The 21,508-nt window shown below is 70.4% G+C and carries 12 protein-coding genes and 1 pseudogene; 8 read left to right on the top strand and 5 right to left on the bottom strand.

Annotation, left to right across the window (positions count from 1 at the left end):
• Positions 1 to 48 precede the first annotated feature (48 nt).
• Positions 49 to 2,604: pseudogene (locus WMF33_RS43495) on the bottom strand (glycoside hydrolase family 3 protein); the annotation flags it as partial.
• Here WMF33_RS43495 and WMF33_RS43500 point away from each other — a divergent pair.
• From WMF33_RS43500 to WMF33_RS43525, 6 genes are all read left to right on the top strand, one after another.
• Positions 2,489 to 3,244: a hypothetical protein gene (locus WMF33_RS43500; protein WP_437339604.1), complete on the top strand. Its 756-nt coding sequence runs from the start codon at positions 2,489 to 2,491 to the stop codon at positions 3,242 to 3,244. The pseudogene WMF33_RS43495 and the gene WMF33_RS43500 sit on opposite strands and share 116 nt — an antisense overlap.
• Before the next feature lie 273 nt (positions 3,245 to 3,517).
• The gene (locus WMF33_RS43505; protein WP_437334108.1) at positions 3,518 to 4,198 is read left to right on the top strand and encodes a methyltransferase domain-containing protein; all 681 of its coding nucleotides are present in this window, start codon (positions 3,518 to 3,520) and stop codon (positions 4,196 to 4,198) included.
• Between the two features lie 80 nt (positions 4,199 to 4,278).
• Entirely contained in the window at positions 4,279 to 6,525 is a 2,247-nt protein-coding gene (locus WMF33_RS43510; protein WP_437334109.1) for a glycosyltransferase, read from the top strand.
• Positions 6,526 to 6,539: 14 nt separating this feature from the next.
• Positions 6,540 to 7,955 carry a DUF362 domain-containing protein gene (locus WMF33_RS43515; RefSeq protein WP_437334110.1) on the top strand — a complete coding sequence of 472 codons (1,416 nt, stop codon included), beginning with the start codon at positions 6,540 to 6,542 and terminating at the stop codon, positions 7,953 to 7,955.
• A 201-nt stretch (positions 7,956 to 8,156) separates the two neighbouring features.
• The gene (locus WMF33_RS43520) at positions 8,157 to 10,394 is read left to right on the top strand and encodes a DUF3160 domain-containing protein (RefSeq protein WP_437334111.1); all 2,238 of its coding nucleotides are present in this window, start codon (positions 8,157 to 8,159) and stop codon (positions 10,392 to 10,394) included.
• A 435-nt stretch (positions 10,395 to 10,829) separates the two neighbouring features.
• Positions 10,830 to 12,101 carry a non-reducing end alpha-L-arabinofuranosidase family hydrolase gene (locus tag WMF33_RS43525; RefSeq protein WP_437334112.1) on the top strand — a complete coding sequence of 424 codons (1,272 nt, stop codon included), beginning with the start codon at positions 10,830 to 10,832 and terminating at the stop codon, positions 12,099 to 12,101.
• Positions 12,102 to 12,509: 408 nt separating this feature from the next.
• On the opposite strand, the gene WMF33_RS43530 is transcribed toward WMF33_RS43525, so the two are convergent.
• From WMF33_RS43530 to WMF33_RS43540, 3 genes are all read right to left on the bottom strand, one after another.
• Complete coding sequence (locus WMF33_RS43530; protein ID WP_437334113.1) at positions 12,510 to 13,490, bottom strand: alpha/beta hydrolase family esterase; 981 nt, start codon at positions 13,488 to 13,490, stop codon at positions 12,510 to 12,512.
• 530 nt (positions 13,491 to 14,020) lie between these two features.
• A complete protein-coding gene (locus tag WMF33_RS43535) occupies positions 14,021 to 14,839 on the bottom strand; it encodes a hypothetical protein (RefSeq protein WP_437334114.1) in 819 nt (272 codons plus the stop codon).
• Positions 14,840 to 15,081: 242 nt separating this feature from the next.
• A complete protein-coding gene (locus WMF33_RS43540; RefSeq protein WP_437334115.1) occupies positions 15,082 to 16,467 on the bottom strand; it encodes a sigma-54-dependent transcriptional regulator in 1,386 nt (461 codons plus the stop codon).
• A 178-nt stretch (positions 16,468 to 16,645) separates the two neighbouring features.
• Between WMF33_RS43540 and WMF33_RS43545 the strand changes: the two genes are divergently transcribed.
• Positions 16,646 to 17,539, top strand: a complete 894-nt coding sequence (locus tag WMF33_RS43545; RefSeq protein ID WP_437334116.1) for a PaaI family thioesterase — start codon at positions 16,646 to 16,648, stop codon at positions 17,537 to 17,539.
• Between the two features lie 19 nt (positions 17,540 to 17,558).
• Here the strand turns inward: WMF33_RS43545 and WMF33_RS43550 are convergent, their stop codons facing one another.
• Positions 17,559 to 18,767: a cytochrome P450 gene (locus WMF33_RS43550; protein WP_437334117.1), complete on the bottom strand. Its 1,209-nt coding sequence runs from the start codon at positions 18,765 to 18,767 to the stop codon at positions 17,559 to 17,561.
• Positions 18,768 to 19,804: 1,037 nt separating this feature from the next.
• Between WMF33_RS43550 and WMF33_RS43555 the strand changes: the two genes are divergently transcribed.
• On the top strand, positions 19,805 to 21,364 hold the full coding sequence (locus WMF33_RS43555) for an RICIN domain-containing protein (RefSeq protein WP_437334118.1): 1,560 nt from the start codon (positions 19,805 to 19,807) through the stop codon (positions 21,362 to 21,364).
• The last annotated feature ends 144 nt before the right edge of the window (positions 21,365 to 21,508 follow it).

Consider the following 21,508-nt stretch of genomic DNA (forward strand, 5'->3'; position numbering starts at 1 on the left):
GTTCCACGGCGGCGGACCGTCGCGATCCGCCGCATCCCCAGGAGAGGCTCAGAACGTGCAGGTCGGCGTGGGGCCAGCGGTGAAGGGCTCCCAGCGGATGTCCTCGATCGCCACGTCCATCGGCGACTCCGAGTAGAGGAGGAAGGGCGTGTTGACGTTGGTGATGTCGAGCCCGCGGTCCGTCAGGCACTTCAGCGGGACGGAGACCTCGTGCCACGCCCCGTCCGCGATGGAGGTCAGCGTGTCGGCGATATTGATGTCGCCCAAGCAGGGATACACGCAGTGGGCCGACAGCGTGACCAGCGCGCCCTCGGGCGGCGCATCGACGCGCGCCCGGAAGACGATCGAGGTCTCCGAGTTGTAGTAGGGCGACAGATCGACCCCGGGCGAGCCCGCCGAGACCTGCGCGTAGATCTGGCCTGTCGCGCTCCAGGTCACCTGCTTGGCGCTCCCCTGGATCTCGCCGTCGACCGTGCTGACGCTGACCTCGCCGCCGGGCAGGGTGGCCCCCATGCCCACGTCGACGCCGCCCCAGTTCGAGGGGCCGCCGATGCGCAGCACGTAATCGCCCTTCTCGTCGCCATCCACGAAGATCTCGAGCGGCTCGTTGGTGGTGCCGGCCGTCCCCGGGTCCGGGGCCGCGCAGCCGTGGCCCGTGGAGACCTCGGGCAGATCGTCGCCGAGCGCGTCGGCGTCGGTGGTCGCGAGGCCATAGCCATACGGGAAGAGCGGCGTCTCGCCGTCTCCCTTGTTGATGGGCGTCTGGCAGTCGGCCGAGGGCCACGAGAACGACAGCTTGCCCTGGAACTCGTGATCGCCGAAGAGCACGTCGGCGACGCCGCCGCCCTCGCTGCCCGGCAGCCAGGCCGCGACGAACGCGTCCGACCGGTTGATCTCCTTGTTGGTGTGGAGCGGGCGGCCCGACACGAACACCGTGACGATGGGCACGCTCGGCGCCTGGGCGCGGATGGTGTCGATGACGGCGAGGTCCTCGGGGTAGAGCTTGGCGTGCTCGAGCGTCTCGAACTTGCCGATGTCGCCCTGGCCCTCGGCGTAGGGCGTCTCGCCGATGACCACGATCGCGGCGTCGAAGGTGTCGGCCGCGGCGGTGCCGTCGGGGCTCAGGGTCGCGGTGCCGCTCATCCCGGCGCCCGTGATCGCCTCGTTGATGCCGGCGTAGATGGACTGCGCGTTCGGGAAATCGGCGTTGGTGTTGCCGGTGCCCTGCCAGGTCAGCGTCCAGCCGCCGGACTGGTTCTGGATGTTGTCCGCGGTCTTGCCGGCCACGAGGACGTTCATCGCCTTGCTGAGCGGCAGGACGCTGCCCTTGTTCTTGAGCAGGACGAGCGACTTGCGCACGGCCTCGCGCGCCACGGCCCGGTGCTCCGGCGCGGCGAGGAGCGTGGCGTCGCCGGCGACCGGCCGGGCCGAGGGGGCGCCCTTGCTCGCCCTGGGGCCGAGGAGGCCGGCCCGCATCTTCACGCGCAAAATCCGGGTCACCGCGTCGTCGACGCGGGCCATCGGGATCTCGCCGCTCTGCACCTGGGCGATGGTGTTCTCGATGAACGCCCTCCAGTCGTTGGGCACCATGATCATGTCCACCCCGGCGTTGATCGCCGCGGCGCACTGCGCGTTGCTACAGCCCGGGAGCTGGCCGTGCCCGTTCCAGTCGCCGACGACGAAGCCGGTGAAGCCGAGCTGGCCCTTGAGGATGTCGGTGAGCAGGTACCGATTGCCGTGCATCTTGTCGCCGTTCCAGCTGCTGAACGACGCCATCACGGTCTGCGCGCCCGCCTCCAGCGCGGAGAAGTAGCCCTGGGCGTGGATGTCGCGCAGAGCCTCCTCGGAGCAGACGGTGTTGCCCTGGTCCTTGCCCTGCTCGGTCCCGCCGTCGCCCATGAAGTGCTTGGCGGTCGCGATCACGTGCCTGTCGCTGAACAGATCCGCGCCATCCGCCGGCCGGCCCTGCAGGCCCCGGATCATCCGGCCCGCGTAGCTCTTCACGATCTCCGGATCCTCGGAGTAGCCCTCGTAGGAGCGGCCCCACCGGTCGTCCCGCACCACGGCGAGCGTCGGGGCGAAGGCCCAATCGAGCCCGGTGACGGCGACCTCGGCGGCGGTGATGGCGCCGATCTCCTCGATGAGATCGGGATCGTTCATCGCGCCGAGCCCGATGTTCTGCGGGAACAGCGTCGCGCCGATCACGTTGTTGTGGCCGTGCACCGCGTCCACGCCCCAGATGACGGGGATGCCGAGGTGCTCGCCGGGCGCGCCGCTCGTGTCGGTGGAGGCCTCGTAATAGGCGTCCGCGAGGGCGACCCAGTCGGCCACGGTCGCGTGCTTGGAGCGGCCCGGCCAGGAGCCGCCGCCGTTCAGCACCGAACCGATGTGGTACTCGCGGACCTGCTCCGGCGTGATCGCCAGGATCTCGGGCTGGACCATCTGGCCGACCTTCTGCGCCGCGCTCATCTGCGCGAGCAGCTCGGCGATGGCGTCCTCGATCTCGGGGTCGAGCGGGATCTCGCTCGTCACCGTCGGCCATTCGACCGACGCGGCCTCGCCGCCCGCGCCGCCGCCACCGCCGGTGCCGGTGGTCGTGCCCGCGCCGGAGCCGCCCGCCCCGCCGCCGCCGGTCCCGGTCGTGGCGCCGCCGCCGGAGCCGCCCGCACCGCCGCCGCCGCCGGTCCCGGTCGTGGCGCCGCCGCCGGAGCCGCCCGCACCGCCGCCGCCGCCGGTCCCGGTCGTGGCGCCGCCGCCGGAGCCGCCCGCACCGCCGCCGCCGGTCCCGGTCGTGGCGCCGCCGCCGGAGCCGCCCTCCCCGCCGCCGCCGCCGGTCCCGGTCGTGGCGCCGCCGCCGGAGCCGCCTTCCCCGCCGCCGCCGCCGGTCCCGGTCGTGGCGCCGCCGCCGGAGCCGCCTTCCCCGCCGCCGCCGCCGGTCCCGGTCGTGGCGCCGCCGCCGGAGCCGCCGGCCCCGCCGCCGCCGGTCCCGGTCGTGGCGCCGCCGCCGGTCCCGCCCGACCCTGTCGGGTCAGCCGGGGGATCTGTGGAGTCGTCCCCGCAGGCGGGAACAGGGATGGTCAGGGCTGCGAGCAGCAGCCATTGGGTAACTCGGTTCCAATGCTTCATGCGATCGCCGGAGCATCGACCCAGCGCCGTGGGGCGTCAAGCGGCGGGGACCGCTCACGACGGAGCTCGACGGGTCCAAGGTGCACGCTGCGGTACGGATGGAGGGCTGGGACGATGAAGGGCGTCAGCGGCTCGTGAGGTGCAGCGCCCACCCCTGCTTTGCCCTGGAGCGGCGCAGCGCGCCGAGGAGCGGCGAGGTCGCCTACCGGAGGAAGTACCCGACAAGGCTCCTGCGGACCTGGGGCGACTCGACGTGATCGTCGACAACGCCGGCGACGCCCTGCTCGGCGCTGCGCGCCGGCTCGATCGACCGCCGCGGCCGCGCTCCCGGCTCAGCCCGGCCGCGCGCGGCCCGGGTGAGGCTCCGCCGCCCCCGTGCTATGGGGCCGCCATGCCGAACGCCGCCGGCGACATCGACGTGGAGGCGCTCAACGACCGCCTCGCCCGGGAGCACCCGATCGACGACTACTACGACCGCGCCCCGCTGCCGATCCGGCTCATCGAGCGCGAGCGGCTCGCCATCATCCGCGACATGCTCGGCGACTGCGCGGGCCTCGACCTCGCCGAGGTCGGCTCCGGCGGCGGCCACGTGCTGCGCATGTTCCCGCGGGCGCGCATCACGGCGATCGACGTCTCCGACGTCTTCCTCGACACCGCCCGCAAGAACCTCGCGGGCTACGACGCCCGCTTCCTCAAGGGCGAGGTCGACAAGCTCGACCTCCCCGCCGCGAGCTTCGACCGCATCATCTGCACCGAGGTCCTGGAGCACACGGTCGACCCCGCCGCCGTCCTCGCGGCCATCGCGCGCCTCCTGCGCCCCGCCGGCGTCGCCGCGATCACGGTCCCGAACGACCCGCTCATCGCGCGGCTGAAGGGCGTCGTCCGCCGCACGCCCGTCGGCTACCTCCTGCGCGACCGCATCCAGTGGGGCGGCGACGTCTATCACCTGCACCAGTGGACGCCGGACGAGTTCGGCCGCCTCCTCGAGCGCCACTTCCGCGTGACCGAGCGCCGCGCGGCGCCCCACGGCGCCCTGCCGATCCGCGCCTGCTTCCGCTGCGTCCCCCGGTGACCTCCGCCGTGCACCCGGACCGCCCCGAGCGCCCGTCGCCCCGCCGCGGCCCCCCTCCCAGGCAAGATAGGCGAACCACCATGTCCGAACCCCAGTCCGAGCCTGCTCCGGAGATCCCGATCGAGCTCTCCGTCATCGTGCCGTGTCTGAACGAAGAGCTGAACATCCCCGAGCTCACCGAGCGCGTCCTCGGCGTCTTTTGCGAGGGCGCCCTCGCGGGGGAGCTCATCCTCGTCGACGACGGCTCGACCGACGGCACCGCCACGACGATCCGCGCGCTCATGGCCGCGCACCCCGGGCTCGTCGTGGGGTGCTTCCACCCGCAGAACCGGGGCATCAGCGCGGCCTGGCGCACCGGCGCGGCCGCCGCGCGCGGCAAGCTCGTCGCCATCATCGACGCCGATCTCCAGTACCAGCCCGAGGACCTGCTGCGCCTCCGGCGCGAGCTCTACGAGCACAGCGTCGATGTCGTCCAGGGCTGGAGGAGCGCCGTCGGCCGGCGCAAGGACCGCCGTTACCACCTGAGCCGCGGGTTCAACGCCCTGCTGAACACCACCTTCGGGATGTCGCTCCAGGACAACAAGAGCGGCTTCGTGATGTGCGCGCGCGAGGTGTTCCAGGACCTCTTGACGTACAAGGGCAGCTATTTCTACTGGCAGTCGTTCATCCTCGTCGCCGCCCACGCCAAGGGTTACTCGTACAAGGAGGTCGAGACGCTCTTCGAGCAGCGCCGGCAGGGCGTCTCCTTCCTCGACAAGGGGGCGGCCGGCGCCGTGGTGAAGTCGTTCTACGACCTCGGCAAGGCGATGTGGGAGTACCGCGTGGGCCGGCCCCCGGCGGACGTGGCCACGCAGTACCTCCGCCGCCACCCGGTGATCGACCGCTCGCCGGAGCGCGACCCGCTCACCACGGCGAAGTGGCGCGCGTACCTCGCCGCGTTCAACCACACCCACTGGATGATCACGCGCGACGTCGAGCACTACTACGAGACGCTGCGCAAGACGCAGTGGCTCACGCCGGCGCAGACCCGCGAGCTCCAGGACGAGAAGCTGCGGCGGCTGCTCCGCCACTGCTACCGCAACGTGCCCTATTACCGCGCCCGCATGCAGGAGCTCAAGCTGCGGCCCGAGGACATCCGCGGCCAGGAGGACCTCCACAAGCTGCCGTTCCTCACCAAGGCGGATATCCGGCGCCACCTCTACTTCGACATCATGTCGGAGAACCACGACAAATCGCAGGTCCTCAAGATCACGACGAGCGGCTCCACGGGCGAGCCGTTCGTCTGCTACGCCGACCGGGCGCAGCTCGAGTTCCGCTGGGCGGCGACGCTCCGGGCGCAGGAGTGGACGGGCTACCGCTTCGGCGACCCGACGTTGCGGCTGTGGCACCAGACCATCGGGATGACCCGGTGGCAGGCGGCGCGCGAGCGCGCGGACGCCATCCTGTCGAACCGGACGTTCATCCCCATCTTCGAGCTGTCCGACGACAACCTGGGCAAGATGATCGCGCGCATCGCCGAGGTGCAGCCGGTGCTCATGGACGGCTACGCCGAGGCGCTCGATTTCCTGGCGCACTACGCGAAGGGCACCGGCAAGGTCGCGGCCCGCCCGCGCGCGATCATGTCGAGCGCGCAGACGCTGCCGCTGCCGAGCCGCCGGCTCATCGAGGAGGCGTTCGGCTGCAAGGTCTTCGACAAGTACGGCAGCCGCGAGTTCTCGGGCATCGCCTACGAGTGCGACGCGCACGAGGGCCACCACGTCGTGGCCGAGGGGTACATCGTCGAGATCCTCCGCGACGGGCGCCCGGCCGAGCCCGGGGAGATCGGAGAGGTGGTGATCACCGACCTCAACAACTTCTGCATGCCCTTCGTCCGCTACCGCATCGGCGATCTCGCCGAGGCGATGGATCCGGCCGTGCCGTGCCCTTGCGGCCGCGGGGCGCCGCGCGTGGGCCGCATCGAGGGGCGGGTCCAGTCGATCATCCGGGGGACGGACGGGCGTTACCTGCCCGGCACGTTCTTCGCGCATTACCTCAAGGAGTTCGATTACGCGATCAAGCGCTTTCAGGTGGTGCAGGAGGAGCGCGACGCCATCACGTTCCGCGTGGTCAAGGGCGGGCGGTTCTCGCAGCAGGTGCTGGACGAGGTGCTCGCCACGTTCCGCCGCTTCCTCGGCGAGCGGATGCGCATCCAGGTCGAGTTCGCGGACGACATCGCGCTCGTCCGCACGGGCAAGCACCTCGCGAGCGTCTCGCGCCTGAACGTCGATTTCCAGCGCGCCGCGCCGGCGGAGATCCTGTCGCCCGGCCCGAACGGCGCCGGCGGTTGAGAGGGGAGATCCGGATGGCAAAGGCGACGGGCCGCGTGGTGACGGTATCGAGGCCGGGCCTCGGCTACGCCGATCGCGCGCCCTACGGGCCGCCGGGCCCGGTCTACGAGGCCGTCGAGGCGCTCTTCCGGGGGCTCGGCCTCGACGCGGCGCGCGCCGGCACGCCCGCGTGGAACCCGCTCGGCGACCTGATCGCGCCGGGCGACCGGGTCATCATCAAGCCGAACCTCGTCTCGTCGAAGAACCTGCACCAGAAGATCACGGGCGAGCGGCTCGCCGCCTCGAGCACGCACGGCTCGCTCCTCCGGCCGGTGCTCGACTATGCGCTCCGCGCCGCCGGCCCGCGCGGGCGGGTGCGCGTCGTCGACTCGCCGGTCGAGGGCTGCGAGGTCGAGAAGGTCGCCGGCCCTCTCGGCATCTTCGACGTCATCGATCACCTGAAGTCCCAGGGCCACGACGTCGATTTCATCGACCTGCGTTATTTCCGGGTCGCGCCCGTGTTCGCGCTCGACGACGTGCGCCGCTTCGGCCGCTCGTGGAACCTCGGGCTGCTCCTCCGCCGCCCGCTGCCCGGCGATCCCCGGGGCTACCGCGTGGTCGATCTCGGCCGGGACAGCTTCTTCGCCGGCGCGGGCGCCCCGCGCCCCGGCGCGCTCCGCTTCCACCGCAGCCATTACGCGACGCCGGTGCCGCACCACACCGGGGAGCGGCACGAATACAGCATTCCGCAGACGCTCCTCGACGCGGATGTCGTCATCAACCTGCCCAAGCTGAAGACGCACAAGAAGACCGGCGTCACGCTCTCGCTGAAGAGCGTGATCGGGTTGACCAACGAGAAGTACTGGCTCCCGCACTTCAGCGAGGGGGATCCGTCGGTGGGCGGCGACGAGTTCGATCGTCCCCAGGGCCTCGGCGAGGCGGTGGAGAACAAGCTGAGCCGGTTCCCGCTCCCGGGCGATCACTCGCTCGTCGCGCGCGCGCCGCGGCTCGCGGCGCCGCCGAAGGTCATCGACGGGAGCTGGGAGGGGAACAACACGCTCTGGCGGACCATCCTGGATCTCAACCGGATCCTGTTCTTCGCGGACCGCGCCGGCGCCCTGCGCGGCGAGCCGCAGCGGCGGTATCTGACGATCGTGGACGGCATCGTCGGGGGCGAGGGCGAGGGGCCGCTCGGCGCGACGCCGGTGCGCGCGGGGCTCTTGATCGGCGGGTTCGACCCGAGCGTCGTCGACGCGATCGCGTCGCAGGTGATGGGCTTCGATCCGGCGCGGATACCGCTCGTGCGCGCGTCGCTGGGCGGGGTGTTGCTCCCTGGAGGCCGCCTCGACGAGGTCGAGCACATCGTCGATGGGCCCGCGCCGGCCCACCGGTTCAAGCCGCCCCGCAGCTGGCCGTCGCTGCTCGCGCGCGTGGCCGGCGCGGCGGCGTGATCCAGAGTCCCGCGCGTTCGGCCAAACACCGCACTCCCCGGCTCGACATCCCCAGCACGAAATCGACGCTTGGTCGAAGGCCGTTCCCACCGGAGCGGGCGTCGCCACGCATGGCACGCCGGTTGCCGTTCGCGAGCCCCGGCTCTCCCCGATCGGGTGGCACATTTTGACCGGGAGAGCAGGAGGCATGACATGAATGGCATGACGCGAAGGACGATGACCTGGCTCGGGCGCGGGACCAGAGTGACCCTGCCCCTGCTGGCGCTGCTCTGCGCCAGCTCGTGTGGACCCGTCGGCCCCGATCCCAGCGCGATCGCCGAGGTGCCAAGCGAGATCGACCCTGGCACGGAGATCACGGTCTCCACGCCGGCCAGCGTCGACCCGCTGCTCCAGGAGCTCGACGAGGCGCGGCTGGCGACCGCGGACGAGCTGCGAGCGCGCCACGCTGTCGAGTTCGCGCCGAACCTCGGCTACGACCCGCTCGCCGCGGCGAACCTCGACCCGATCCTGAACGCCTTCTTCTCGGCTGACAGCGCTCCGAAAGAGCGCCTGTCGCAGATGGGCTTCGCCATCGCCGCGGGCCACCAATTCCCGTCGTTCGCCCTCGGCTATTCCCAGATTTACATGGAGGATCTGCCGGTGTTCATCAGCAGCGACATGGTGCTGGAAGCCATCTACCGCTCGCACGACAAGATCCTCCAGCAGCTGGAGAAGAAGGCGCTGCGGCCTCGGCTCAAGCTCTTGCTGACCGCGATTCGCAGCTCGCTGATCCACGCGGCCGACAGGCTGGAGCCGGAGGCGGCGTCCGATCTGAACTTCTACCTGGGCGTGGCCGTGTCGCTCCTGAACGGCGGCAAGGTCGACCCCCGCGAGCCTTCAGGGGTCCAGAGCTTCGTCGACGCCGCCATGCAGGCCGCGGGGATTCAGGAGCGCGTGCTGTTCGGCGTGAAGCGGAACATCGACTTCTCCCAGTTCAAGCCGCGCGGGCACTACGACGGCGATCCGGACCTCGAGAGCTACTTCCGCAGCATGATGTGGCTCGGCCGCATCGACTTTCGTCTGATCGAGACGCAGGAGGACGGCAAGCAGGTCTTGCGGCGCAGGCAGGTCGAGAGCGTCATCGCGCTGCGCCGGCTCCTCGACGAGAGCACGTTCGCGCAATACCAGTCGATCGACGCGACCATCAGCGCGTTCGTCGGCGAGCACGACTACATGACGCTGCCGGAGGTGGACGAGCTGCTCACCGCGCTCGACGCTCCCGGCGGGATCGCCGCCGTCGACGACGCGACCCTCGCCGGCGCGCTCGTCGAAGGTCAGTTCGGCGAGCAGCGGATCGCCAGCCACGTGATGAAGCGAAGCGCCGGCGGCGCGAGCACCTTCCCCTTGAACCTGAGCTTCGCGCTGTTCGGTCAGCGCTACACGGTCGACAGCCACGTCTTCTCGAACCTGGTCTACGACCGCCTGCCCACGCGCGTCGTGCCCGACCCGCTCGACGTGGCCTTCGCCGCGCTGGGCAACGACCAGGCGCTCGGCCTGCTCGGCGACGAGCTCGACGTCGAGGCCGGCTATCCCGGTGAGCTCTCCGCGCTGCGCCTCTTGGTCGACGAGCACCCCGAGCAGTACTGGGAAGGCAGCCTGTACACGGGCTGGCTCGGAGCGCTCCGCGCGCTGTCGCCCGCAGCAGGCGCCCCGCCTTCGGACCTGCCCTCGGTGGCCCGCAGCGAAGCCTGGGGCCGCCGGCTGCTCAACACCCAGCTCAGCTCGTGGGCGCAGCTCCGCCACAACAACGTGCTTTACGTGAAGCAGTCGTACACGTCGAACGCGTCGTGCGAGTATCCCGACGCCTACGTCGACCCCTACCCCGAGTTCTTCGAGGCCGTGATCCGCTTCGCCGAGCGCGCGCAGGAGCTCACCGCCACGCTCGAGCTCGAGCCGAGCTTCGGCGGCCAGGTCGAGGACTACTTCGCGCGCGTCGCGCGCATCAGCCTCACGCTCGCCGAGATGGCGCGCGCCCAGCGCAGCGGCCAGCCGCACAGCGCGGAGCACCTCGCGTTCATCAACCGGGCCGTCACGGCCAACGTGAACTGCGACGGGACCGTCCTCGGCCACTCCGGCTGGTACAGCGAGCTCCACTTCGACCCGCTGCAGGCCGTGAAGATGGATCCCGCCATCACCGACGTGCACACCGACATCGGCGGCGACTTGCCGGTCCCTCGCCAGCCCAGCGTGCTTCACGTGGGCACCGGCATGCCGCTCCTGATGGTGGTAACCGTCGACTCCTGCCAGGGTCCCCGCGCGTACGCGGGCGTCGTCTCCGCCTACCACGAAGTCCTCCAAGACGGCCTGGTGCGCCTCACCGACGAGGAATGGAAGCTGAAGGTCCAAAACAGCAACGCTCTGCCGGTCGTGCCCTGGCTCGCTCCGCTGCTGAGCGAGTGAGCGCGGGGACCCCGCTCGACGACGTCACCGCTGGCTCGAGCGCTCTGGCCTCCGGAAAGCCCAGCTCGCATCTTTCCAGCAGCACCGTCCCGCGCCGCGACGCGCTCGGAGCTGCGGTGTAGCCTCCCGCCGCAGCTCCGCGGGGCTCAGACCAGCCTGCCAGGGCGACGGACGCCTCCTTCCTCGTGGGGCGGCTCACGTGAGCATCGCTGCCGGCCGCCGCCGCGCGACCGTCGTGATCGAGGGTGGCCGCGCGCCCGTTTCTGATTGACGCCGGCCATGTTAACGCTCACAATCAGGACTCCGGGGATCCTTCAGCTTTGCCCTGGATGGGCCGTCCTGTGCACCGGGCCCTTCTTCCTCATCCGCATCAACCTCGACGGTCGGGCTCTGAGGAGCTCGCTGGCCCTGTCGGGCATCCCTCTGGAGACTAGCATGACCACTCACCTCGATCTGCCCCGCCAACCCCTTACTCTGCGCCGCTCCACCCTTGGTCTCTCTGCCCTCGGCTGCGTGCTCGCGGCGCTCGCCGGTTGCGGCAGCGATCCGGACGATGGGCAAGAGCCCGCCGATGGGACGAGCGGCTCAACGAGCACGACGACGAGCGCCGGCGTCACGTCGGGATCGGGTGGAGGGGGCACCGGCGGGTCACCTGCCACGGGGACCGGGGGAGGCGTCACGAGCACGAGCAGCAGCACGTCGGCCGCGGGGACCGGCGGCTCCGTCGGGGAAGGGGGTGGCGGCGGCGAGGGAGGCAGCCCGCCGGTGACCTGCGACCTGCCCACCACGTTCAAGTGGAAGTCGAGCCAGCCGGTGATCAGCCCCAAGGCGCCTGGTGGCCGCACCTGGGCCTCGGTCAAGGACCCGACCATCGTGTTCTTCGACAACAAGTACCACGTCTTTGCCACCGTGTTCGAGACCGCTCCGAGCAACAACTGGCAGTCGATCTACACGAGCTTCACGGACTTCCCTCAGGCGAACGCCGCTGAGCAGCACTTCATGGGGAGCTGGCCCACCGGCAGCACGGTCGCGCCCCAGGTCTTCTATTTCAGGCCGCACAACAAGTGGTACCTCATCTACCAGTGGAACGGCAGGTACTCGACCAACGACGACATCAACAACATGAACGGCTGGAGCCGCCCCCAGCCGCTGCTCAAGGGCGAGCCGGGCGCCATGGGGAACGTCCTCGGCGCGCTGGACTTCTGGACCATCTGCGACGACGCCAACTGCTATCTCTTCTTCTCGCGGGACGACGGCAAGCTCTACCGCTCCAAGGTCAGCATCGACAACTTCCCGAAGTTCGACGGCTATGAGGTCGTCATGACGGCCCCCAGCTCGGGGCTCTTGTTCGAGGCCAGCAACGTCTACAAGGTCGACGGGACGAACAAGTACCTGCTCCTGGTGGAGGCGTTCGACAACAGCCCTCGCTTCTTCAGGTCGTGGACCTCCGAGAGCCTCGACGGGCCCTGGGCCGCCCTGGCCGACACCAAGGCGAAGCCCTTCGCGGGCCCCGCGAACGTGACGTACGATGGCGCGGACTGGAGCGACGACATCAGCCACGGCGAGCTGATCCGCTCCGGGCACGACGAGCGCATGACCATCAACGCGTGCGACCTGCGGTTCCTCTACCAGGGGAGGGATCCGAACGTCGGGGGGGAGTACGGGCGCTTGCCCTACAAGCTCGGGCTGCTCACGCTCGAGAAGTAGCTCCGGTCCGCCCGAGGCGGCTCCCCGCTGGAGCCTCCCCATCGAGCCCGTGGCGACGCAAGGTCGCCGCGGGCTCGCGTGCTTCTAGGAGCGGCGGTCACCCGCTGCGGATACGGGCCCATCTCGACGTTTTCGGTGCTCAGCGCACTGGAGTGCGCTTCCGCGCCGAAAACGCCGAGCTGGGCCCGTCTCCTGTGCGGGTGACCACCGCTCTGCGACGCATGTATCGGAGACGGGCGAAAACCGCTCTCCGCCAGGAAGCCAAGACCTTCTTCTCTTCGTGGCGTCCTTGGAGGTTCACGTCTCGGTCGATCGACGTGATCGGCGCTCCGGCGTCGCTCGAGGGCGAGCGGCGGACGCCGTGACGGAGGTGATAGAGGGCGACGAGCGAGCGGGCTCGGGGCTTCCTTACGGCATGCCCGTGAAGAAGTCGTACATCGCCTGGATGGCGAAGCACGGCACGCCGTGGCTCGTGTTGCTGTACGCGGGGTCGTCGTGCGAGCACCAGATCGTCGGCGCCGAACAGCCGCTGTAGGAGATGCAGCCGGGGTTCACCGCCTTGCCGCTGCTCTGGCAGCCCATGACCTCGGAATAGGGCGTCGAGCTCATCTGGCACATGTTGGCGGTGCGGAACCTGGCGACCGTGCTCGCCCCGTCCCCCCCGCGGACGGTGTCGTTCTGGCCCTGGATGTACATCACGGGCATGGACACCTGCAGCGCGCCGTAATCGGAGGCCGCGACGGGCGCGACCGCCTTGAAATTCAGGTGCTCGGCGTCGGACTTGTGCGCCAAGATCTGCACGATCATCTGGGCACCGGAGCTGTGGCCGGTGGCGAACACACGGTCCATGTCGATGCAGTAGTTGTCCATGAGGTCGTCGTAGATGCGAAGGACCTTGGCGATGTCGTTGTTGTAGTTCCAGCACCCCCCCGCGTCCGACGACCTCCCCACGGCGCGCACGTACTCGGTCTCGAAGGCGGACCCCCGCGTGAGGTTGATGAACTGGTCGATCGGGTTGCCGCAGGCGTGGAAGCCCATCAAGAGCGGGAGAGGGGTGCTGCCGTCGTAGCTGTCCGGGAACGTGTAGATGTGATCGTTGTCGACCTTCACGGTACCGTTCGCGGGCCTCCCCGACTTGCCGCAGCCTGGGCTCGGGTTGCCCGCGGTCGGTTCAGCGCCCCCGGCGCCCATGCCGCCGCCCCCCGCCGACGACTCGCCCCCGGTCGACCCGCTGCTGGCGGGGCCGCCGCCAGCGCTCGTGACCCCTGTCGAGGTGGTCTCCGCGCTGGTCGTGGAAGCGCCGGCGCCGCCGGTGCCGCCCGCGGCCTGCCCGGCGCCGCCCCCTCCCGTTCCGGGAGAGCCCGTCTCGGACGAGCATGCGAGGAGCATCAAGGCGACGGGGAGAGAGGAACGAGCACCCAGTTTCAGCATGGTCTGGACCCCATCGTGATCGCGCGAATCGCCTCTCGGCACTCTCCCCGTGGCGATCCCGCGATGAGCTCAGGCGATTGATAGCACCCACCGGCATCACGCTCGACGGTGCGACCAGCGTCCGCGGTCGCCCGAGCGCGTGCCGATGAAATCTTCCAGGAAGAAAGGCAGAGAGTGCGATACGGACCGACTCCCGTGGGAAGGGTCGGTGCGCATGGCCGCCTGTCCATGACAAAGCGGAAGAATACCCAGACGCCAATGTGAGCGTTCACATTGTCGGCGTCAATCAAAAAAAGGACCGCGCGCGGCTGTCCTCGATTTACCGCTCGTGCGGGAGTTGCTGGACGGGGGGTTTCGCTGGCGGCCGGCTCGACGAGGTCGAACACGTCACGACGGGCTCGCGCCCATCGACCGGTAGACGCCTCTCCGGAGCACGCCGTCGCCGCTGCCGGGGGCATGCTCAAAATTGAACATGAAGGGAAGGCGGTTCAGTTGGGAACGAACGCGCAGCAGCCGAGGATGCAGACGTAGCCGTCGGCGCAGCCGTCGCTGCATGGATCCGAGCACACCGGGCCTTCCGGCCCGGACCCGCCTTCGCCGCCGCTCGGGTCGCCGCCGCTGCCGCCTTCGCCGCTCTCGCCACCGTCGCTGCCGCCCTCGCCGCCGTGCGAGCAGCCGCCGCCCTCGCCACCGTCGCTGCTTCCCGTGCCGGTGCTGCCCGAGCCGTCGCCGGGGTCGCCGCCGCAGCCGCAGTCGTCGCCGCCGCCCGTGCTGCCGGAGCCGCTGCCAGGGCCGTCGTCGCAGTGACCCGGGCCGATGCCCCCCTCGTTGAAGTCCGCGAGCGAGCCCGAGAGCGAGACGGCCTCGTCGGCCGCGCCCCCGCGCTTCACGCCGTACGGGAGCCGGCCGTCGGCGTCCTTGTTGGCGGCCATCCACGCCTCGGCGTCCGCGAGCGCGCCGTCGAGGGCCGCGTCGCTCGCGCCGCTCCCCACGTTGAGCAGCGCGGCGATGAGCTGGTGGCCCAGGATGAGGCTGGCGTCGCCCTTCGGCGGCGTCCGGAAGAGCTCGAGCAGCTCCTCCTGCGAGTACGTCGCGCCGCCGATGGTGAGCGACGACACCGGCCAGCTCTCCTCGTGGTTCTTCCAGTAGCCCTGGGTGAGCGTACAGCCGTCGCCCTCGGACGTCGGCGGGCTCACGACCACGTTGCCGTTCCCCTCGCCGAGCCGATCCGCGTCGCTGTTCGCGCACGCGGCGAGGGCGGAACCGACCAGCGACAGGCACCCCACAAGCACCATCCTGCCAAGCATCGTGACTCCTCCTGAAGTTGCTCGTCTGCAGCGCTCGCCCCCGTGAGGAGCGAGCCACCGACATCGCGCGTGCAGAGCGGCCGACGTCGCACCGATCGGCGACAGGTCATGGCGAGCCGCGCTCTCGGTCCTTCAGTGCCGGCCCGCGCCCGGCGCGGCTCATGTTTTTTCGGTCGCCTGCAGATCCGATGTCGGTTTTACCGGAGCAAACTTTTCCTCCATCACTGCATGAGCGATCGAGGTCACTTCAGCCCGTGGCGATCCATCTTGTTGAGCAGCCCCTGGCGCGACAGCCCGAGCCGCGCCGCCGCCTGGCTCTTGTTCCCCTGGGTCGCCCGCAGCGCGGCGGCGATCTCCCGCCGCTCCAGCGCCGCGATCTTCTCTTCCAGCGTCGCCCCCTCGGCCGGCTCGTCGCCTGGAGACGCCGCGGGCGCGCCCCCTCGCCGCGCCGGCGAGAGGTCCTCCTCGAGGATCTCTCCCCTGCCCCCGGCCATCACGAGCGCGCGCTGCATCTCGTGCCGGAGCTCGCGCAGGTTGCCGGGCCAGTCGCAGGCCTCGAGCCGCCGCATCGCGCCGGGCGAGATCGCGGTCGCGGGCGAGCGCGGCACGAGCGCGCGCGACAGGTTCAGGAAGTGCTGCGCGAGCAGCGGCAGGTCGCCCACGCGGTCCGCCAGGCGCGGCAAGCCGATCTCGATCCCGCGCACGCGCCAGTAGAGGTCGTCGCGGAACGTCTTGCTCGCGACCATCGACTCCAGCGACCGGTGGGTGGCCGACACGATGCGCACGTCCACCGTCAGCGGGCGCGCCGCGCCGACGGGCAGGATCTCGCCCGTCTCGAGCACCCGCAAGAGCTTCACCTGCAGCGCAGGATCCATGTCGCCGATCTCGTCGAGGAAGAGCGTCCCCCCGTCGACCTCGACGAACAGGCCGGGAGCGTCCTTGATCGCGCTCGTGAAGGCGCCTTTCTTGTGGCCGAACAGCGTCGACTCCAGGAGGGTCGGCGCGAGCGCGCCGCAGTTGACCGCGATGAACGGCTTGTCCTTCCGCCGGCTCCTCGCGTGCAGGTAGCGCGCGAACACCTCCTTGCCCGTCCCGGACTCGCCCGTGATGAGCACCGGCACGTCGGTCGGCGCCGCGCGCTCGCAGAGCGTCTTCGCCTCGAGGAAGGCCGGCGACTGCCCGAGCAGCGCCGAGGCGTCGCCCTCGCGGGCCGTGAGCGAGCGCTCGAGCTCCGTCACGCGGTCCTCCAGCGCGAGGCGCGCCGCCGCGCGCGCGACCACGGCGAGCAGCACGTCCGGATCGACGGGCTTGGCCAGGAAGTCGTACGCGCCGCGCTCGACGAGGCGCAAGGCGAGCGGCGTCTCGCCCGCGCCGGAGACCACGATCACCTTGGCCGCGGGCCGCTCGGCGAGGATCTTGTCGGCGAGCGCGGCGCCCTCCTCGGGGCGGCCCGACGGCGGCAGCATCAGGTCGAGCACGACGAGGCGCGCGCTCGTGCGGCGGAGCTCCGCGAGCGCCTTCGGGGCGGCCCCGGCCTCCGCGACCGCGTACCCCTCCTGCGCGAGCAGCTCGCGGTAGGCGTCGCGGAACCCCGGATCGTCGTCGATGAGCAGGACAGTCTCGGTCACGGGTGACCGTACCGCGTCGCCCAGGCGTGGATCCAGGCCTGTCGGGGGGCGCGGCGCGCGGCGCTCTCCCCCGCTCCACCGAGCAGCGCTGTCCGCGACGGCGCGCGGCGGAGCGGTGGAGCGCGCCGCGAAGGTGCGCGAGGCTGGACCACTCCGGCCGATCCCGGGAGACTGCGGCATGACCGAGAACACCGAGACGCGGTTCGAGGACGGCTCCTACCCGGCTGACCTCGGGGTGAACATCGAGGCCGCCGACGACGCGCAATCGCGCCTCGTCCTGCCCTTCGACGAGCGGAATACCATGTTCGGGCTGGTCCACGGCGGCGCGCTCGCGTCGCTCGTGCCGATCGCCGCGCACGCCATCGCGCGCGAGCCCGCCCGCGCGGTCGCGCCGCCGCTCCGCACCGTCTCGATGCACGTGGGCTACGTGCGCGCGGCGCGCAAGGCGGTGACGGTCGAGACGCGCGCCGTGCGCCGCGTGCGCGAGCTGGGCTTCTTCGAGGCGCTCATCAGGGACGCAGACGGAAACGCGGTGGCCCACGCGTCGTCGACCGTGAGCGAGGCCGGGAGCGCGCCGGCGGACGCCCCTCCTCTCGCCGATCCCCCGGACGGCGGGCCCGCCTTCGTCGCGCCCGCCGACGGGGCGGCGAGCGGCGTCGCCGGGGCGATCCGCGCGGCGATGGCCGGCAGCCCCTTCCTGTCGCGAAGGCAGCTGCGCCTCCTGGGCATGCGCCGCGGGGCGATCGAGATGGCGATGGCCCCCGCAGCGGCGAACCTCGACGGCGGCGGCGCCATGCACGAAGGGGCCGTCCTGACGCTCATCGACGCCGCAGGCGCCACCTGCCCATGGACGGCCGCCCCGCCGTCGCCGGGGGCTTCGGGCGCCACCATCGCCCTGAGCGCGCAGTTCCTCGGGGCGTTGCCCGGAGACGAGCTCGTCGCGCGCGCCGTCGTGCGCGCGCGCGACGCGCGGATCTGCTGGACCGACGTCACCGTCGCCGGCAGCGCCTCCGGGCTCGTGCACGCCTTCGGGACGGTCGTGTACCGCTTCAGCGAGAAGAACGGGTCATGAGCGGCCGTCGCGCCGCGCGCTACCCGGCAGGGCGCGCGCAGCGGACGGGCATCGATTTCACGCCGCTCACCCAGTTCGAGCGGAGCCGCACGACCGGCCCGGCGAGCTCGAGATCGGGGAGCCTTCGCAGGAGCTCCTCGAAGGCGACCCGCGCCTCCAGGCGCGCGAGCGCGAGGCCCAGGCACACGTGGGGGCCGACGCCGAAGGAGAGGTGCTCGTTGGGCGTCCGGCCGACATCGAACGTGTGGGGATCCCGGAAGACCTCCTCGTCGCGGTTGGCCGAGACGTACCACAGGACCACCTTGTCCCCGGCCGCGATCCGCTGCCCGCGAAGCTCGGTGTCCCGCACCGCCGAGCGCCGGAAATAATAGACCGGCGGCGAGAAGCGCAGCATCTCCTCGATGGCGGTCGGGAGGAGCGACGGGTCGTCGAGCAGGCGCCGGCGCTGGTCGGGGTGCTCGATCAGGGCGAGCATCCCGTTCGTGATGAGGTTCTTCGTGGTGTCGTGGCCGGCCGTCAGCAGCAGGTTGAAGAAGCCGCCGAACTCCGTGTAAGAGAGCCTCTCGCCGTCCACCTCGGCGGCCATGAGCAGGCTCAGCATGTCGTCCTTGGGCGACCTCCGCCGCTCCTCCGCCAGCCCGTGGGCGTAGGCGTTCATGTTGCGGAGCACGGTGTTCAGCTCCTCGGGCGTGATGCGATAATCGGGGTCGCTGGCCCCGAAGAACCGCATCGTCCAGTCGAGCATCTGCTCCTGGTCCTCGCGGGGGACGCCGAGCATCTCGAGGATCACGGTCAGGGGCAGCCTGCCCGCGATGTCGCTGGCGAAGTCGCACCCGCCGCGCGCGCAGGCCTCGTCGATGAGCCGCGTCACGAGCTCTCGCACGTGCGCCTCGAGGCGCTGGATGACACGGGGCGTGAACCCTTTGTTGACCAGCGCCCGGAAGCGGCCGTGCCTGGGCGGGTCCATCATGATCATGACATCGGGGTTGTCGCGCATGTCCCCCGGCGCGAAATCCTCGATGAAGAGGCCGCGCCCCGAGCAGAACGCGGCCGGGTCGCGCGAGATGCGGGCGACGTCGTCGTGCCGCGTGATCGCCCAGAACCCCCGGCCCCCCGGCTCGGGGTGCCAGTAGACGGGCGCCTCCCGGCGGAGGATCTCGAAGCGGTCGTGCGGCGCGCCCGCGAGGTAAAGGTCCGGATCGAGGATGTCGACGGTCTCAGGGGTCATCTGGGCAGAGCCTCCTCGCAGAGGCTTTGCAGGATATCAGAGGGCCTGCGGCCGTGTCCGTGCGCTGCCTGCGCGGGCTGTCGTGGCGCAGGATGTGTGTTCCGCGGCCACCACCTTGCCTTCGCGCTGGTGGATCACTCCGCGAGCGCTACGCGCGCGCCATTCCGCAGGCGCGACGCCGTGGGAGGACGGATCAGAATTGACATCCCGGTTGTTAGCGCTCACAATCGTCGCATTCTTCGGCTTGTTGCTGTATGCCGGTCGGTCTGTCGGCCATCACCCTCTCGCGAAGGTGAGTACGATGAAACTCGATATTTTCACTCGCTTACGACCCGCCATACCATAGATGCCCTCGGCGGCTGATGGGCGCTGGCGACCCTGGGGAGCCAGGGCAGCGCGCGGCGGCCGAGACGGTTGATACGGCCGAGCGAGCGCGGGCCCCGCGGCAGGGCCGCTGTGCAGCGCTCGCCTGTCCGCGCTGCTTCGGTCGGATCGAGCCGCTTCACGCCAGGAGGAGCCTTGTGCGGCGCCTGCTGGCGCGCGGCTCCTCATCCATATCACTCCAGCTCTTCGAACGCGCTCGCCTGCCGAGCGCGGCCGCGGCCGGCGCAGCCCGCTGATCGCGATCGATTTTCCATCATATTCGCGCGCCTGGCGCTCCTGGCGATCGCGCCCGTCGAGGCCTCGATCCATGTCGGGGCCAAACCACCATCGTGACTTCGCATCTGTGCATATCGCACCTTGATGAGGCTCATGCCCGCTCGCGATGCACAATCGACTTGACGAACATGCCAGTCCGGAGCAAGAAACACCCTCGACGCGCTGCCTGACGCGCATCGAATGAACTTATCCGCTCCGCGCGCATCTCGTTCGAGGTTCACCCGCAGCGGCAATGGCCAGCGCAGCGGCAATGCCCAGCGCGGCGGCCCCTCGGGGGCCTTCAGCGCGCGCGGAGAGCGATCCCGACCCACGCGAGGGCAGCGTCGAGCGGTGGGAAGATTCTAGTTTCACTTACTTAACAGGAAGAGGAGAACACGATGAGATTTGGAACGATGCAGGCCTTGCTTGCGGCGGCGACGGGTATCCTCGCCGTGTCGTGCGTCATCGACCCCGAGGAGGCGTACGACGCCGAGACCGAGGAGGGGGGGTCGCTCGACGGCGCCATCACGATCGATACGGGCGCGGTCTACACGATCGCCGGCGTGCAGAGCGGAAAGTGCGTCGAGGTGGCAGGAGGCAGCACCGCTGACGGAGCGGCCTTGCAGATCGCCACCTGCAACGGCTCGACGCGGCAACAGTTCCGCGTGGAGTCGGCAGACGGCGGCTACTACCGCATCCGCAACGTGGCCAGCAACCGTTGCCTGGACGTCGCGGGCGCCTCCACCAGCGACGGCGCCCGCGTCCAGCAATACTCCTGCTGGAACGGAAATAACCAGCAGTGGTCGTTCACGGACGTCAACGGCGGCGTGCGTATAACGGCGCGCCACAGCGGCAAGTCCCTGGACGTTGCCGGCAGGACGGACGGCGCAGGCCTCCAGCAGTGGGGCTGGGCGAACGGCGACAACCAGAAGTTCTCGCTCCGGACCGGCGGCGGGGGTACCTCGAGCAGCAGCTCCAGCAGCTCCAGCAGCTCCAGCAGCTCCAGCAGCTCCAGCAGCTCGGGCGCGGGTGGCTCCGGCGGCTCCGGCGGCTCCGGCGGCGCGGGCGGCGGTGGCGGCGGTGGCGGCGGCGCCACCGGGGCGAAGTTCGTGGGCAACATCACGACCAACGGTGCCGTGCGCGACGGCTTCTCGAGGTACTGGAACCAGATCACGCCCGAGAACGAGGGCAAGTGGGACTCCGTCGAGCGGACGCGCGGGAACAAGAACTGGGCAGCGCTCGACCGGATCTACAACTACGCGAAGGCGAACAACGTCATCTTCAAGCAGCACGTGTTCGTGTGGGGGGCCCAGCAGCCGAGCTGGATGGCGAGCCTCTCCGGGTCGGAGCAGCAGGCGGCCCTGAAGGACTGGATGCGGTCGTTCTGCGCGCGCTACCCGGACACGAAGTACATCGACGTCGTCAACGAGCCGCCGCCCCACACGACGCCTTCCTACATCAACGGCATCGGCGGCGCAGGCGCCAGCGGCTGGGACTGGATCGTCAACTCCTTCAAGTGGGCGCGCGAGTACTGCCCGAACGCGGTCCTGATCCTCAATGATTACAACAACATCGAGTACGAGAACGATCACCAGAACTTCATGCGGATCGCGCGGGCGGTGATCAACGCCGGCGCCCCCGTCGACGCCCTCGGCGCGCAGGCCCACGACGCTTACAAGATCAACACGAACACCGTGAAGGGGTACATCGACAAGCTCGCCTCGCTGGGCAAGCCCGTGTACATCACCGAGTACGACATCGGCATCGCGGACGACAACCGGCAGAAGCAGGTGATGGAGGAGCAGTTCAAGATGTTCTGGAACCACCCCGCCGTCCCCGGCATCACCCTCTGGGGTTACATCGTCGGCGCCACCTGGAGGGACAACACCGGCCTCCAGCATTCGAACGGCACCATGCGGCCGGCCATGAGCTGGCTCATGAACTTCCTCGGCCGCTGACGGCCCGGAGGGAACGGCCGCTGCCCCCGCAGCGCGTCGATACATCGAGCTGACGACGCGGCAGAGGGCGCAGAGCGCATCGACGACCGATGCCTCTGCGCCCTCTTTGCCCGTCATCGCAGCGTCGAGCCGCGAGCTGATCGC

The organism is Sorangium sp. So ce394, from assembly GCF_051474665.1.
Taxonomy (GTDB): Bacteria; Myxococcota_A; Polyangia; order Polyangiales; family Polyangiaceae; genus Sorangium; species Sorangium cellulosum_D.